Source organism: Kineococcus endophyticus (assembly GCF_040796495.1).
In the GTDB taxonomy this organism is placed as follows: Bacteria; Actinomycetota; Actinomycetes; order Actinomycetales; family Kineococcaceae; genus Kineococcus; species Kineococcus endophyticus.
This window is the reverse complement of the sequence record NZ_JBFNQN010000005.1, coordinates 147,539-162,650: the sequence shown is the minus strand read 5'-3', so window position 1 is coordinate 162,650 and position 15,112 is coordinate 147,539. Positions and strand designations below refer to the sequence as shown.

The window sequence follows — 15,112 nt, the reverse complement described above, 5'->3', positions numbered from 1 at the left end:
CGGGGTGCTGTCGTCGCGGGGTCCCCGGGTCCGGGCGCCCCGGCTCGTCGGCCGCCGGTGGCTGAACAGCCCTGCCCTCGCGCCCGAGGACCTGCGGGGGCGGGTGGTCCTGCTCGACTTCTGGACGAGCTCCTGCGTGAACTGCCTGCACGTCCTCGACGAGCTGCGGCCGCTGCAGGAGGCGTTCGCGGACGTGCTGGTCACCGTCGGCGTGCACTCGCCGAAGTTCCCCCACGAGGCCGACCCCGTCGCGCTCGACGCGGCGGTGGACCGCCTCGGGGTGAACCACCCCGTGCTCGACGACGCCGACCTCGTCACCTGGCGGGCCTACGCGGCGCGCGCGTGGCCGACGCTCGTGGTCCTCGACCCCGAGGGGTACGTCGTCGCGACCCTGTCCGGGGAGGGGCACGCGACCGAGCTGGGGACCATCGTGGCGGACCTCGTCGAGGAGCACGGCCGGAAGGGCACGCTGCGCCGCAACGGTTCCCTGGAGGTCACCCGGCAGCCCGAGCCGTCGGTGCTGCGGTTCCCGGCCCGCGCCCTCCGGTTGCCGGGCGGGTCGGTCCTCGTCGCCGACGCCGGGCACCACCGGCTCGTGGAGTTCGACGGGGACCTCACCACCGAGCTCCGGCGGATCGGCACGGGGGAGCGCGGCCTGCGCGACGGGACGACCCCCCGGTTCGCCGGTCCGCAGGGTCTGACCCTGCTGCCGGCCGACGTGGCCGAGCGCGTCGGGTACGACGTCGTCGTCGCCGACACCGGCAACCACGCGCTGCGCGGGGTCCGGCTGGCCGACGGGTCCGTCCGCACCGTCGCCGGGACCGGTCGTCCCGCGCGGCGCCGGGACGGCGGCGGACCCGCACTCGCGCAGGACCTGTCCAGTCCCTGGGGTGTCGCGTGGTTCGACGGCCAGCTCGTCGTCGCGATGGCCGGCGTGCACCAGCTCTGGGCGTTCGACCCCGAACCGGGAGTGGTCCGCGTCCTCGCCGGGACGACGGCCGAGGGGATCCTCGACGGCCCGGCGGAGGCGGCGTGGTGCGCGCAACCCTCGGCGCTCGCCGTCGGGTCCGGAGGGGACAGGCTCTGGTTCGTCGACGCGGAGACGTCCGCGCTGCGGAGCTTGCGCCGCAACGAGTCCGGGGACGAACCCGACCGGACCGTTCCCGTCGTCACCGACCACCGCTTCGCCAACGTCGACCCCGTGGCCCGTCCCGGGTACGTCGTCCGGACGCACGTGGGCACGGGGTTGTTCGAGTTCGGGTTCCGCGACGGGCCGGCCGGACGGGCGCAGTTCCAGCACCCCCTCGGCGTCGCGGTCGACACCGACGGGACGGTGCTGGTGGCCGACACCTTCAACGGCGCGGTCCGTCGCTACGACCCGGTGGCGGAGGAGGTGACGACGGTCCTGCGCGACCTCGCCGAACCCGTCGACGTGCTGCCTGACGGCCCGGTGCTCACCACGGTCGAGAGCGCCGGGCACCGGCTCGTGCGCGATGTCGCCCCCGGCCGGGACCGGCGCGCCGCGACGCCGCCCGTCGAGCTGCGCCCGGGGGAGGTCCTCCTCGAGGTGGCCTTCACCCCGCCGCCGGGGACGCGCGTGGACGAGCGGGGGGACGGCGGGACCCACCTCGTCGTCACCGCGACGCCCCTGACCCTCCTGCTCGCGGGACCGGCTGCGGGACAGGCGCTCTCGCGCCGCTTGGTCCTGGCCGACGGGGCGACCGAGGGGGTGCTCCACGTCGCGGCGCGGGCGGCGACGTGCGACGACGACGGCAGGCCCGGCGCGGCCTGCCGCCTGCACCGCGCGGAGTGGGACGTGCCCGTCCGGATTGCCGCGGACGGCTCCGACCGCGTGCCGCTCACCCTGCCGGCGGACTGACCCGACCCCTTCACATCGCTGCAAGGGACGGGCAGGGTAGGGGCGACCCGACCTCGACGACGAGAGCGAGACGACGCCGTGGACGCCTCCACCCGAAGCCACCGCACCCACCGCCGCCGGACCCTCGCCGCGACCGTCGCGGTGCTGGCGCTGTCCGTCCCCGCCACGGCCACCGCATCGGCCAACGGGCACCAGGGCCCGCCCCCCACCGGCAAGCTCGTGATGACGGGCGACGTCGGCGACTACGTCGAGGGCGTCATCGACGACCCGGTGCACGACCCGACCCTGTTCTCCGACCGCGGCATCTACTACGTCGCCTCGACGGGGATCGCGAACCCCGACGACCCGGGCGGGATCTTCCTGCGCCGCTCCGACCGGTCCCCGGCCGGCCCGTGGGTCTCCCTGGGCGCGATCGACCTGCCGGCCTGGACGCGGGACTACGGCGTGGCCCACCTCTGGGCCCCGCACGTCGTCGAACGCGGCGGAACCTTCCACCTCTACTACGCCGCCAGCAGCTTCGGGACGAACCGGTCCGCCATCGGGCTGGCCACGACGCGGACGCCCGGCGACCTGGACAGCTGGGTCGACCACGGGCCCGTGCTGACCTCGGACGCGGAGGACGACTGGAACGCGATCGACCCCGACGTCTACCAGGCCGGCGGGAGGTGGTGGATCGCCTTCGGTTCCTTCTGGGGCGGGATCCAGGTGCAGGAACTGCGGCACATGGACACCCCCGTCGGGCCCGTGCGGCACCTGGCCAGCAACCCCGAGGTCCCGCCGAACGCGATCGAGAACCCGCAGGTGTTCCGGCACGGCGGGTTCTGGTACCTCACCGCGAGTTGGGGGGCCTGCTGCCGCGGTGTCGACAGCACCTACGAGACGGTGGTGGGGCGCTCCACCAGCCCCACCGGTCCCTTCGTCGACCGGACCGGCCGGCCGATGGCCGACGGGGGCGGGACGTCGCTGCTGCGCGCGCGAGGGAACCAGGTCGGACCCGGTGCGCTCGACGTGCTCGAGGACCGCGGCCGCACGTACGCCGTGCACCACTACTACGACGCGCGCACCGGCGGGACGATCCGCATGCAGGTGCGCGAGGTCGAGTGGGCGGACGGCTGGCCGGAGTTCTCCTACGGTCCCGGCGACGGGACCCCGCCGGCCTGACCCGTTGCGCCGCCGCGGGATCCAGCCGGATCCCGCGGCGGCGCAACGTCACCCGGGGGTCAGTTCGCGCGGTGCTCCAGGTAGTACCGGATGAGCGACCCCGTCGAGGGGTCCTGCGCGTCGAGCGCCGAGGAGTCCCCGGTCAGGGCGGGCGCGATCTCCAGCGCCAGCTTCTTGCCGAGTTCCACGCCCCACTGGTCGAAGCTGTCGATGCCCCACACAGCGCCCTCGACGAACGTGATGTGCTCGTACAGCGCGATGAGCTGACCGAGCACCGACGGCGTCAGGGACGGCGCCATGATGGACGTGGTCGGCCGGTTCCCCGAGAACACCCGCGCGGGGACGACGTCCTCGGCCGTGCCCTCGGCGCGGACCTCCTCGGCGGACTTGCCGAACGCCAGCGCCTTGGTCTGGGCGAAGAAGTTCGCCATGAACAGCGCGTGGACGTCGGCCCCGTCGGCGGCCTCGTCCACGAGGGGGTGGGCGGGCGTCGCGAACGCGATGAAGTCGGCCGGGATGACCCGGGTCCCCTGGTGGATGAGCTGGTAGAACGCGTGCTGGCCGTTGGTGCCGGGTTCGCCCCAGAAGACCTCGCCGGTGTCGGTCGTGACGGGTTCGCCGTCGTAGCGGACGGACTTCCCGTTCGACTCCATCGTGAGCTGCTGCAGGTAGGCCGCGAACCGGTGCAGGTACTGCGAGTAGGGCAGCACCGCGTGGGTGTGCGCGCCCAGGAAGTTCACGTACCAGACGTTGAGCAGGCCCATGAGCAGCGGGACGTTCTGCGCCGGCTCGGTGGTGCGGAAGTGCTCGTCGACGGCGTGGAACCCGGCGAGGAACTCGCGGAAGTTCTCCGGGCCGACGGCGACGGCCAGCGACGTGCCGATCGCGGAGTCGACGGAGTACCGGCCGCCCACCCAGTCCCAGAACCCGAACGCGTTCGCGGGGTCGATGCCGAAGTCGGCGACCTTCTGCAGGGCGGTCGACACGGCGACGAAGTGCTTGGCCACGGCGTCCTTGCGGGCGGCGTCGTCGTCGGCGAGGACACCGGCCGCCGCCAGCTCGCGCCACAGCCAGGCGCGCGCCAGCCGGGCGTTCGTCAGGGTCTCCAGCGTGCCGAACGTCTTGGAGGCCACGATGAACAGCGTCGTCTCGGGGTCGAGGTCCTTCGTCGTCTCGGCGACGTCGGTCGGGTCGATGTTGGAGACGAACCGGCACTCCAGCCCGGCCTGCACGTACGGCTTCAGGGCCTCGTAGGCCATGACCGGGCCGAGGTCGGACCCGCCGATGCCGATGTTGACGACGTGCGTGATGGCCTTGCCGGTGACGCCCTTCCACTGCCCGCTGCGGACGGCGTCGGCGAAGGCGAACACCTTGGTCAGCTCGGCCTGCACGTCGGCGTCGACGTCCTGGCCGTCGACGACGAGGGCGGGGGCCGAACCCGGCGGACGGCGCAGCGCGGTGTGCAGGACGGCGCGGTCCTCGGTGACGTTGATGTGCTCGCCGGCGAACATCGCGTCGCGACGGGCGAGGACGCCGGTCTGCTCGGCGAGCTGCAGCAGGGCCGCGACCGTGTCGTCGGTGACGAGGTTCTTCGAGAGGTCGACGAAGAGGTCGGCCACGCCGAAGCTCAGCCGCCGGGCGCGCTCGGGGTCGGCGGCGAACCAGCCGGCGAGGTCCGGGGTGGTGGCCTCGCGGTGGTCGGTCAGCGTCGACCAGGCCGCCGTGGTGGTCGGGTCGACGGGCCCCTTCACGTGGTCCTCGGTCATCTGTGTCCTCCTGTGCTGCGGCCCGCGGACGGGCTCGGCGAGTCTGCTGCGTCGGTCCACGACGGTGGGTCCCGCCCACGACGCTAGCCAGCCCGCGTTCGGGGTGCGCGACCGGCTGCTGGCACAGTGTCAGCGTGCAGCGGTGGGAAGACCTGTCAGACGTCGAACCCGGGTTCGGCCGGTCGGTCGTCACCATCGGCAACTTCGACGGGGTCCACCGCGGTCACGCCGCCGTCCTGGGACGGGTCGCCGACCTCGCCCGCTCGCGCGGTCTCGGGTCGGTCGCCGTCACCTTCGACCCGCACCCGCTGCAGGTCCTCGACCCCGACCGGGCCCCCGGGCTGCTGACCGGGCTCGACCACCGCCTCGACCTGCTCGAGCGCACCGGGCTGGACGCCGTGCTCGTCATGCGGTTCACGCGCGAGCTCGCCGCCTGGAGCCCCGAGCGCTTCGTCGAGGACGTCTTCGTCACCGCGCTGCGGGCGCAGGTCGTCGTCGTCGGCCACGACGTGCGGTTCGGCCGCGCCAACTCCGGGGACCTGGCGACCATGCAGGAGCTCGGCCGCCGGCACGGCTTCGAGGTGGTCGTGCTCGACGACCTGGGCGACCCGGGGACGGGTGAGCACCGGGTCAGCTCGACCGCCGTCCGCGAGGCGCTGGCCGCCGGGGACGTCGAGCGCGCCGACCACATGCTGGGGCACCCGCACCGCGTGAGCTCGACCGTCGTGCACGGCGACCACCGCGGCCGCGAGCTCGGCTACCCCACGGCCAACCTCGACACCGACGGCGCCGTGGGGCTCGTGCCGGCCGACGGCGTCTACGCGGGCTGGCTCACCCGGCCCTCGGGCGTGCGCCTGGCCGCGGCCGTGTCCATCGGCACCAACCCGACGTTCGACGGCCTGCGCCGCCAGGTCGAGGCGTACTGCCTGCCCGGCCAGCCCGGGGCCGGACCGGACGACGTCCTGGACCTCTACGGCGAGCGCGTGGACCTGGACTTCGTGGCCCACCTGCGCCCGACGCTGCGCTTCGAGGGGATCGGCCCGCTCGTGGAGCAGATGGAGCGCGACGTCGCGCGCTGCCGCGCTCTGCTGCTCGGCTGAGGCCGGCGCACCCCTGGTCCTGGCCCGGGTGGCCCGCTGGTAGCCTGGTCACTGCCGTTCGATCGGCCGCGGACCCAGAGCGCCCGGGTGGATCAGCCCCGAGGCACCGCGCAACGAGTGCAAGGAGAGACGAGTGCCCCTCGACGCCGCCACGAAGCAGAAGATCATGGCCGAGTACGCCACCACCGAGGGCGACACCGGCTCGCCGGAGGTCCAGGTCGCGATGCTGACCCAGCGCATCCGCGACCTGACGGAGCACCTCAAGACGCACCAGCACGACCACCACAGCCGCCGCGGGCTGCTGCTGCTGGTCGGCCAGCGTCGCAACCTGCTCAAGTACATGGCCAAGAAGGACATCAACCGCTACCGCTCGATCATCGAGCGACTGGGCATCCGTCGCTGACCCACCGGTCAGGGACCTGACGCGACAGGGGTGGTCCCGCTTCTCGGGGCCACCCCTGTTGCGCGTCCGTGCCGCACTCGCGGCAGACTCGCAGGTGCACCACCTGCGAGCAGCACACCCAGCGGTACCGCGCAGCGTCGCACCGGTCCTCGGTAGTGGCCTCCGGACGTCCCAGCCCAGCTGGGCCCTCCGTGGGTCTCGATCGAAGGCCGGGGCGCGCGGGTGCCGCGCCAACCCGGAGGAGGAACCCCTTGGAGGGTCCTGAGATCACCGCCGCCGAAGCCGTCATCGACAACGGCTCGTTCGGCACCCGCACCGTCCGCTTCGAGACCGGCCGCCTCGCCAAGCAGGCCGCCGGTTCCGCGAGCGTCTACCTCGACGGCGAGACGTTCCTGCTGAGCGCCACGACCGCCGGCAAGTCGCCGAAGGAGCAGTTCGACTTCTTCCCCCTGACGATCGACGTCGAGGAGCGCAGCTACGCCGCGGGCAAGATCCCCGGCTCGTTCTTCCGACGCGAGGGCCGCCCCTCCACCGAGGCGATCCTGGCCTGCCGCCTCATCGACCGCCCGCTGCGCCCGAGCTTCGTCAAGGGTCTGCGCAACGAGGTCCAGGTCGTCGTGTCCGTCATGGCGATCCACCCCGACGACGCCTACGACGTCGTGGCCATCAACGCCGCCTCCCTGTCCACCCAGCTCTCGGGCCTGCCGTTCTCCGGCCCGATCGGTGGCGTGCGCGTCGCGCTCATCGACGGCCAGTGGGTCGCGTTCCCGCGCCACTCCGAGCTCGAGCGCGCCGTCTTCGACATGGTCGTCGCCGGCCGCGTCGTGACCGCCGCGGACGGGTCGCAGGACGTCGCGATCATGATGGTCGAGGCCGAGGCGACCGAGGGTTCCTGGAACCTCATCAAGGACCAGGGCGCCACCGCCCCGACCGAGGAGGTCGTGGCCGCCGGTCTCGAGGCGGCCAAGCCGTTCATCGCCGAGCTGGTCCGCGCGCAGGCCGAGGTGGCCGCCACGGCCGCCAAGCCGACCGCCGCCTTCCCGACGTTCCCGGACTACGCCGACGACACCTACCAGGCCGTCTTCGACGCGTCCGCGACCGAGCTGGCCGCCGCGCTGGCCATCGCCGGCAAGCAGGAGCGCGAGACCCGGATCGACGAGATCAAGGACCGCGTCAAGGGCGAGCTCGCCGAGGCCTACGCGGGCCGCGAGAAGGAGATCTCCGCCGCGTACCGCTCGGTGCAGAAGACCCTGATCCGCCAGCGCGTCCTGAAGGACGGCGTGCGCATCGACGGTCGTGGCCTGGCCGACATCCGGACGCTGTCCGCCGAGGTCGAGGTCCTGCCCCGCGTGCACGGTTCGGCGCTGTTCGAGCGCGGCGAGACCCAGATCCTCGGGGTCACGACGCTCAACATGCTCCGCATGGAGCAGCAGCTCGACACGCTGTCCCCGGTGACGCGCAAGCGCTACATGCACAACTACAACTTCCCGCCGTACTCGACCGGTGAGACCGGTCGCGTGGGCTCGCCCAAGCGGCGCGAGATCGGGCACGGCGCCCTCGCCGAGCGCGCCCTCGTCCCCGTCCTGCCGGCCCGCGAGGAGTTCCCCTACGCGATCCGCCAGGTCTCCGAGGCGCTGGGCTCCAACGGGTCCACCTCGATGGGCTCCGTCTGCGCCTCGACGCTGTCGCTGCTCAACGCGGGTGTCCCGCTGCGCGCGGCCGTCGCCGGCATCGCCATGGGCCTCATCTCCGACACCGTCGACGGCGAGACCCGCTATGCGGCGCTGACCGACATCCTCGGTGCCGAGGACGCGTTCGGGGACATGGACTTCAAGGTCGCCGGGACCAAGGAGTTCGTCACCGCGATCCAGCTCGACACCAAGCTCGACGGGATCCCGGCCTCGGTCCTGGCCGGTGCGCTGACCCAGGCCCGCGACGCGCGCCTGTACATCCTGGACGTCATGGCCGAGGCCATCGACACCCCGGACGAGATGTCGCCGACCGCGCCACGCATCATCACCGTCAAGGTCCCCGTGGACAAGATCGGCGAGGTCATCGGGCCCAAGGGCAAGATGATCAACCAGATCCAGGAGGACACCGGCGCCGACATCTCCATCGAGGACGACGGCACGGTGTTCATCGGGGCCGTCGACGGTCCCTCGGCGGAGGCGGCCCGCGCAGCGGTCAACGCCATCGCCAACCCGACGATGCCCGAGGTCGGCGAGCGCTACCTCGGCACCGTCGTCAAGACGACGACCTTCGGCGCGTTCGTCTCGCTCATGCCCGGCAAGGACGGCCTGCTGCACATCTCGCAGCTGCGCAAGCTGTCCGGTGGCAAGCGCGTGGACAACGTCGAGGACGTCGTCTCGGTGGGCCAGAAGGTCCAGGTCGAGATCGCCGAGATCGACCCGCGCGGCAAGCTGTCGCTCGTGCCGGTCGTCGCCGAGGAGGCCGCGGCCGAGGGTTCCGCCGACGCCGCCGAGACGGCCGACGCCTGACGTGACGTCGAACCCGACCGGGAACCCCGTCGAGCTGCCCACCGTGGCGGCCGGCGGGGTTCCCGCTACCACCGTCCTGTCGGACGTCGACGGGGCCGTCGTCACCCGCACGGTGCTGCCGTGCGGGGCCCGCGTGCTGACCGAGGCCATGCCGGGGCAGCGCTCGGCGAGCATCGGCTGCTGGGTCGGCGTCGGTTCGCGCGACGAGACGAAGGGCCACTTCGGCTCCACGCACTTCCTCGAGCACCTGCTGTTCAAGGGCACCGAGCGGCGTGACGCGATGGACATCGCCTCGGCGTTCGACGCCGTGGGCGGGGAGGCCAACGCGGCCACCGGCAAGGAGCACACGACCTACTACGCACGGGTCCTGGACTCCGACCTGCCGATGGCGATCGACGTCGTGACCGACATGGTCACCTCCGCCGTCCTCGACGACGACGACTTCACCAGCGAGCGCGAGGTCATCCTCGAGGAGCTGGCGATGAACGACGACGACCCGGGCGACGTGGCGCACGAGCGCTTCGCCGAGCTGGTCCTGGGCGAGCACCCGCTGGCCCGGCCCATCGGGGGCACCCCCGACACCATCCGGGCCGTCGGCCGCGACGACGTCTGGGCGCACTACCGCGAGCACTACCAGCCCTCCACGCTGGTCTTCACGGCCGCGGGCGGGCTCGACCACGACGAGGTCGTCGCCACGGTGCAGCGCGAGCTGGACCGCGCCGCCGGTGACCTCGGCCAGGCCGCCCCGCGGGCCCGCCGGGTCAGCGGCGAGGTGGCCGGCGGTCTGGACCGCGGCCGCGCCCTCGTGGTGGACCGGCAGACCGAGCAGGCGCACGTCCTGCTGGGCATGACGGGCATCACCGCGACCGACCCGCGCCGGTTCACGCTCTCGGTGCTCAACGCCGTCCTCGGCGGCGGGATGAGCTCGCGGCTGTTCCAGGAGGTCCGCGAGAAGCGGGGCCTGGCGTACTCGGTGTACTCGTTCAACGCGAACTACGCCGACTCCGGCTACGTCGGCCTGTACGCCGGGTGCTCCCCGGCGAAGGCCGCGCAGGTCAGCGACCTCATGCTCGCCGAGCTCGCGAAGCTCGGCGACGCGCCGCTGGAGAGCGAGGAGCTGGCCCGTGGCATCGGCCAGCTCACCGGTGGTCTCGTGCTGGGCCTGGAGGACTCCGGCTCGCGCATGAACCGCCTCGGCAAGTCCGAGCTGACCCACGGGCAGTTCCTCGACGTCGACGCGGTGCTGTCGCGGATCCGGTCCGTGACGGCCGAGGAGGTCCAGGCCATGGCGGCCGACCTGCTCGCACGTCCGCGGTCCGTGACCGTCGTCGGCCCGTTCGGCGACGACACGGGCTTCACCGGGGTCGTGCAGTGACGAGGGTCTCCGTGGCGGGGGCGCGCGGGCGGATGGGGTCGCTCGCCGTCGCCGCCGTGCAGGCCGCGCCGGACCTCGAACTGGTGGCCGCCCTCGGCCGCGGTGACGACCTCGCCGCGGCGGTGGGCAGCGACGTCTTCGTCGACCTCACCGTGCCCGACCAGGTCATGGCCAACGTCGAGTGGGCCCTGGGTCAGGGGATGCACGTCGTCACCGGCACCACGGGCTTCACCGCCGACCGCGTCGAGCAGGTGACGGCGTGGGCGCAGGCCGCCGACCGCCACGTGCTCATCGCGACGAACTTCGGCATCGGGGCGGTGCTGGTCATGCAGCTCGCGGCGAAGGCCGCCCCGTTCTTCGAGTCCGTGGAGGTCGTCGAACTGCACCACCCGGACAAGGTCGACGCCCCCAGCGGGTCGGCCATCCGCACCGCCAAGCTCATCGCGACCGCCCGCGCGGACGCCGGGCTCGGCGACGTGCCGGACGCCACGACCACCGAGCTGCCCGGCGCGCGCGGGGCGGTCGTCGACGGCATCCACGTCCACGCCGTCCGGATGCGCGGGATGACCGCCCACCAGGAGGTCGTGCTAGGTGGGCCGGGGGAGACCATGACCCTGCGCGACGACACCTACGACCGGTCCGCGTACATGCCCGGTCTGCTCGTCGGCGTGCGACAGGTCGCGTCCCGCCCGGGCGTGACGGTCGGCCTCGAGCACTACCTCGACCTGGACTGAGGACGGAGCAGTGGCGGGCGTGCGCACCAAGGTCGTCATCGCGGTCAGCGTGGCCGCGCTGCTGTTCTACTTCGTCTTCCTCGGGAACCTCGGGGTGCAGCTCGTCCGCACCGGCGAGTGGGCGGGGGTCCTCCTGGGCATCGCCTTGTTCCTGCTGCCCGTCGTGGGGCTGTGGGCCGTGGTCCGCGAGCTCCTCTTCGGCCTGGCCACCGAGCGGCTGGGCCGCGAGCTCGCCGAGCGCGGTGAGCTGCCCGCGGACGACCTCGAACGCACCGCGGCCGGGCGCATCGACCGGGCCGCCGGGGCCCGCGAGTGGGAGCAGGCCAAGGCCGAGGTGGAGGCGACCCCGCAGGACGCCGGCGCCTGGTACCGCCTGGCCATCGCCTACGACGCCGCCGGTGACCGCCGTCGCGGCCGGGCCGCCGCCCGCCACGCCGTCAAGTTGCACCGCTCGCCGTCCTGACGTCCTGAGCGTCGATGGCTACGCTCGGTGCATGTCCTCCTCCGCGGACCGCGCCGGGACCTGGACCGGCGAGAACGCCTTCCGACTGCTGGCCGACGACGCCCCGCACCCCGCGCCGGCCACGGCCGTCGTGCAGGTGAGCGGGGCCATGACGACGGTCGCCTACACTTGGGAGCACCCGGACGACGGCCCCCAGGCGGGACTGCTCGCCCTCGGGCCCGCCGACGGCACCCCGGACGCCGGCCCGGTCGTCGCGCTCTGGGGCGACTCCTGGCACCAGGCTCCCGAGGCCCGCGTCCTCACCGGCCGGGTCCACGAGGACGGCACCGTCGTCGTGGCCTACGACTACGCCGAGGGTCGGTGGCGCTGGGAGGTGGCCCTGGCCTCCGACGCCGATGCCCTCGCCCTGCGCATGGACAACGTCCCCCTCGCCGACGGCGAGCGCCACACCGCCATGACGGCCACCTTCACGCGCGCCTGACCGCTCGCACCGCCCGTTCCTGCGCGGAAAACACTCTTTCCGCCCCTCGAGAGCGCTCTCGAAGGGCGGAAAGAGTGTTTTCCACGCGGGAACGGGCGGTCAGCTGGGGAGGTCCCGGTGGTGCGGCGCGCGGCCGGGCGGCTGGACGGGGCGGGGGAGCAGCGGCACGAGGGTCGTGAGGGGCCGCGTCACCGGCTCGCCGGAGTGCACGGTGAGCTCCTCGTCCCCGTGGCGCAGGTCGATGCTCGAGCCGTGGTCGCGGACGGTGTAGGTCACGGCGTCGGGGCGGACGTCGACGCACAGCTTCGCCTGCCGCCACCGGATCGTGAACCGCAGCCGGGACATCCCCGAGGGCAGGTGCGGGTCGAACCTCAGCGCGCCGCCGGTGTCGCGCATCCCGCCGAACCCGTGGACCAGGGCCAGCCACGTCCCGGCGAGGGAGGCCATGTGCAGGCCGTCGCCGGTGTTGTGGTGCAGGTCGCGCAGGTCGACGGTCGCCGCCTCGTAGACGTAGTCGTGGGCCAGTTCGAGGTGCCCCACCTCGGCGGCCGTGATCGCCTGCACCGCAGCCGACAACGACGAGTCCCGCACCGTGCGGCGTTCGTAGTAGTCGACGGCGCGCGCCTTGTCCTGCGCGCTGAAGGCGTCGGGGAACCAGAACAGCGCCATCTGCAGGTCGGCCTGCTTGACCACCTGCCGGCGGTACAGGTCGAAGTACGGCGAGTGCAGCAGCAGCGGGTACTCCCGGTGCGCCTCGAAGTCCCACTCGGGCCGCCGCGTGAACCCCTCGCACTGCTGGTGGACGCGCAGGTCCTCGTCGTAGGGGACGACGACGGCGGCGGCCGCGTCCCGCCACGTCGCCTGCTCCTCCAGGTCGACACCGAGGGACCGGGCCAGGTCGGGCTGGCGGGCGCAGGCGTCCGCGGCCACCCGGAGGTTCTGCGCCGCCGCGAGGTTCGTGAAGACGTTGTCGACCACGACGGCCGTGTACTCGTCCGGACCCGTGACCCCGGCGACGTGCCAGCCGCCGCGGGCGTCGTGGTGGCCCAGCGACATCCACAGCCGCGCCGTCTCGACGAGGACGACGAGGCCCCCGTCGGTCTCCAGGTCCTCGCTGCCCGTCGCGACCCGGTACCGCTCGACCGCGGCGGCGATGTCGGCGTTGACGTGGAACGCCGCGGTCCCCGCCGGCCAGTACCCGCTGGACTCCTGGCCGCGGATCGTGCGCCACGGGAAGGCCGCGCCGCGCAGACCGAGCTCGGTGGCGCGCTGCCGCGCGGGGTCGACCGTGCGGGCCCGCCAGCGCAGCGCGTCGGCCGCCGCCTGCGGGGCGGTGTACGTCAGGACGGGCAGGACGTACGCCTCGGTGTCCCAGAACGTGTGCCCGTCGTACCCGGGCCCCGTCAGGCCCTTGGCGGCGATGCCGCGCTGCTCGGCGCGCGCCCCGGCCTGCAGGACGTGGAACAGCGCGAACCGCACGGCCTGCTGCACCTCGGCGTCGCCCTCGACCTCGACGTCCGCGGCGTCCCAGAACTCCTCGAGGTACTCCCGCTGCTCGGCGAGCATCCCCTCGAAACCCGTGAACCGCGCCCCCGACAACGCCCCCGCCACCTGGTCGCGCAGCGCCGGCGTCGACCGCAGCGCCGACCAGCCGTAGGCGACGAACTTCGTCAGCCGCAGCTCCTGACCGGGGTCCAGGGACGACACGACCGTGGTGCGGGCCCAGTCCGGCGCGTCGTGGGTCTCGACGTCCACCCGGCCCGGCGCGGCCACGTGGTTCTCCATGCCCGCGGCCATCTGCAGCCCGCTGACCCGCGTGCGGTGCACGAGCGTGGCCCCGGCCCTCCCGGAGTCGCCCTCGACGGCCTGCAGCGGTGAGCTCAGGACGGCCGCCACCCGCGGGTCGTCGGACTGCTCGGGCATGGCGGCGTTGGCGACGAGCTCGGACTGCAGCGTGACGCGGATCGGCTGGTCGACCGCCTCCACGACGTACTCGACCGCGGCGCAGGCGCGCTGCACGAACGAGACCAGGCGCGTGGACCGCACCCGGATGCGCTTGCCCGCCGGGGAGGTCCACTCCGCCGTCCGCACCAGCGTCCCGGCCCGCAGGTCCAGCACGCGTTCGTGCGACGTCAGCGTCCCGTACCGCACGTCGAAGGGTTCGTCGTCGACGAACAGCCGGACGAGCTTGCCGTCGGTGACGTTGACGACCGTCTGCCCGACCTCGGGGTAGCCGTAGCCGGCCTCGGCGTACGGCAGCGGACGCTCCTCGTGGAAGGAGTTCAGGTACGTCCCGGGCAGGCCGTGCGGTTCGCCCTCGTCGAGGTTCCCGCGGAACCCGATGTGCCCGTTGGACAGCGCGAAGACGGACTCGGACGAGCCGAGCAGGTCCAGCACGAGCTGCGTCTCCCGCACCAGCCACGGGTCGACCGGGAAGGTGTCCTGCGCGATCACGACGCCGGTCCCAGCAGGTCGGCGAGGTCGCCCACGACGAGCGTCGCCCCGTGCTCGTGCAACGCGTCGGCACGACCCTTGCGGTCCACCCCGACGACGGCTCCGAAACCCCCGGCCCGTCCCGCGGCGACCCCTGACAGCGCGTCCTCGAACACGGCGGCGTGCTCGGGCTCGACGCCCAGCGCACGGGCGCCGGCGAGGTAGCTGTCGGGGGCGGGTTTGCCGGCGATGTGCCGCTCGGCCAACGTGACCCCGTCGACGCGCTCCTCCACGAACTCGGCCAGCCCCGTCACCTCGAGCACCTGCCGGGTGTTCGCGCTGGAGGACACCACCGCCCGCCGCAGGCCCGCCTCCCGGGCGGCCTGCAGGTAGCGCCGGGACCCCTCGTACACCGCCACGCCGTCGGAGTCGATGCGCCGCAGCAGGTCGGCGTTCTTCCGGTTCCCCAGCCCCGCGACCGTCGTGTCCTCGTAGGCCTGGTCGGCGGGGTCGTCCGCCGAACCCTCCGGCAGTGTGATCCCCCGGGAGGTGAGGAAGTCGCGCACCCCGTCGGCGCGGGGTTTGCCGTCGACGAAGGCCGCGTAGTCGCCCTCGGGGTCGAAGGCGCGGAACTCCTCCCCGGTGTGCTCGGCGTGCGCGCGCAGGAACGCGTCGAACGTCGCCGTCCACGCGCGGTCGTGGACGGCGGCCGTGTCGGTGAGCACCCCGTCGAGGTCGAACAGGAGCGCGGTCACGTGGTCAGGCAGTCCCAGCACGCTCCGCACCCTAGGAGGGCCGCCCCCGGCCCGCAGGTCGGCG

Annotated in this window: 12 protein-coding genes; 9 read left to right on the top strand and 3 right to left on the bottom strand. The window is 73.3% G+C overall.

The window, feature by feature from the left end; all coding sequences use genetic code 11:
• The first annotated feature begins 4 nt into the window (after window positions 1-4).
• Together AB1207_RS08555 and AB1207_RS08550 are read left to right on the top strand one after the other, a co-directional pair.
• Window positions 5-1,879, top strand: a complete 1,875-nt coding sequence (locus AB1207_RS08555) for a thioredoxin-like domain-containing protein (protein ID WP_367637610.1) — start codon at window positions 5-7, stop codon at window positions 1,877-1,879.
• A gap of 78 nt (window positions 1,880-1,957) precedes the next feature.
• The gene (locus AB1207_RS08550) at window positions 1,958-3,040 is read left to right on the top strand and encodes an arabinan endo-1,5-alpha-L-arabinosidase (RefSeq protein ID WP_367637609.1); all 1,083 of its coding nucleotides are present in this window, start codon (window positions 1,958-1,960) and stop codon (window positions 3,038-3,040) included.
• A 59-nt stretch (window positions 3,041-3,099) separates the two neighbouring features.
• Here AB1207_RS08550 and pgi read toward each other — a convergent pair whose 3' ends face one another.
• Window positions 3,100-4,806, bottom strand: coding sequence for a glucose-6-phosphate isomerase (gene pgi, locus AB1207_RS08545; RefSeq protein WP_367637607.1), 1,707 nt, complete (start codon window positions 4,804-4,806; stop codon window positions 3,100-3,102).
• 134 nt (window positions 4,807-4,940) lie between these two features.
• On the opposite strand from pgi, the gene AB1207_RS08540 reads away from it, so the two are divergent.
• The 7 genes from AB1207_RS08540 to AB1207_RS08510 all read left to right on the top strand — a co-directional run bounded on the left by AB1207_RS08540 (window position 4,941) and on the right by AB1207_RS08510 (window position 11,860).
• Window positions 4,941-5,906 carry a bifunctional riboflavin kinase/FAD synthetase gene (locus tag AB1207_RS08540; RefSeq protein WP_367637606.1) on the top strand — a complete coding sequence of 322 codons (966 nt, stop codon included), beginning with the start codon at window positions 4,941-4,943 and terminating at the stop codon, window positions 5,904-5,906.
• Window positions 5,907-6,039: 133 nt separating this feature from the next.
• Window positions 6,040-6,309 carry a 30S ribosomal protein S15 gene (gene rpsO, locus AB1207_RS08535; RefSeq protein ID WP_367637604.1) on the top strand — a complete coding sequence of 90 codons (270 nt, stop codon included), beginning with the start codon at window positions 6,040-6,042 and terminating at the stop codon, window positions 6,307-6,309.
• Between the two features lie 251 nt (window positions 6,310-6,560).
• The gene (locus AB1207_RS08530; RefSeq protein WP_367637602.1) at window positions 6,561-8,807 is read left to right on the top strand and encodes a polyribonucleotide nucleotidyltransferase; all 2,247 of its coding nucleotides are present in this window, start codon (window positions 6,561-6,563) and stop codon (window positions 8,805-8,807) included.
• 1 nt (window position 8,808) lies between these two features.
• Window positions 8,809-10,182 (top strand): M16 family metallopeptidase, encoded by a 1,374-nt coding sequence (locus tag AB1207_RS08525; RefSeq protein ID WP_437178889.1) that lies wholly within the window; start codon window positions 8,809-8,811, stop codon window positions 10,180-10,182.
• A complete protein-coding gene (gene dapB, locus AB1207_RS08520) occupies window positions 10,179-10,916 on the top strand; it encodes a 4-hydroxy-tetrahydrodipicolinate reductase (protein WP_367637600.1) in 738 nt (245 codons plus the stop codon). Before AB1207_RS08525 ends, dapB begins: the two co-directional genes overlap by 4 nt.
• A 19-nt stretch (window positions 10,917-10,935) precedes the next feature.
• Window positions 10,936-11,379 carry a hypothetical protein gene (locus tag AB1207_RS08515; protein WP_367637599.1) on the top strand — a complete coding sequence of 148 codons (444 nt, stop codon included), beginning with the start codon at window positions 10,936-10,938 and terminating at the stop codon, window positions 11,377-11,379.
• A gap of 31 nt (window positions 11,380-11,410) precedes the next feature.
• The gene (locus AB1207_RS08510) at window positions 11,411-11,860 is read left to right on the top strand and encodes a hypothetical protein (protein ID WP_367637597.1); all 450 of its coding nucleotides are present in this window, start codon (window positions 11,411-11,413) and stop codon (window positions 11,858-11,860) included.
• A gap of 99 nt (window positions 11,861-11,959) precedes the next feature.
• On the opposite strand, the gene AB1207_RS08505 is transcribed toward AB1207_RS08510, so the two are convergent.
• Window positions 11,960-14,314 (bottom strand): glycoside hydrolase family 65 protein, encoded by a 2,355-nt coding sequence (locus AB1207_RS08505; protein ID WP_367637596.1) that lies wholly within the window; start codon window positions 14,312-14,314, stop codon window positions 11,960-11,962.
• Window positions 14,311-15,069, bottom strand: a complete 759-nt coding sequence (locus AB1207_RS08500; protein ID WP_367637594.1) for a beta-phosphoglucomutase family hydrolase — start codon at window positions 15,067-15,069, stop codon at window positions 14,311-14,313. The genes AB1207_RS08505 and AB1207_RS08500 overlap by 4 nt, the downstream gene beginning before the upstream one ends.
• Window positions 15,070-15,112: the final 43 nt, after the last annotated feature.

What these genes read in the sequence shown, in the direction of transcription:
- pgi (WP_367637607.1), bottom strand. Translation starts at nt 4,806, where the DNA reads ATGACCGAGGACCACGTGAAGGGGCCCGTCGACCCGACCACCACGGCG.
- AB1207_RS08510 (WP_367637597.1), top strand. Translation starts at nt 11,411, where the DNA reads ATGTCCTCCTCCGCGGACCGCGCCGGGACCTGGACCGGCGAGAACGCC.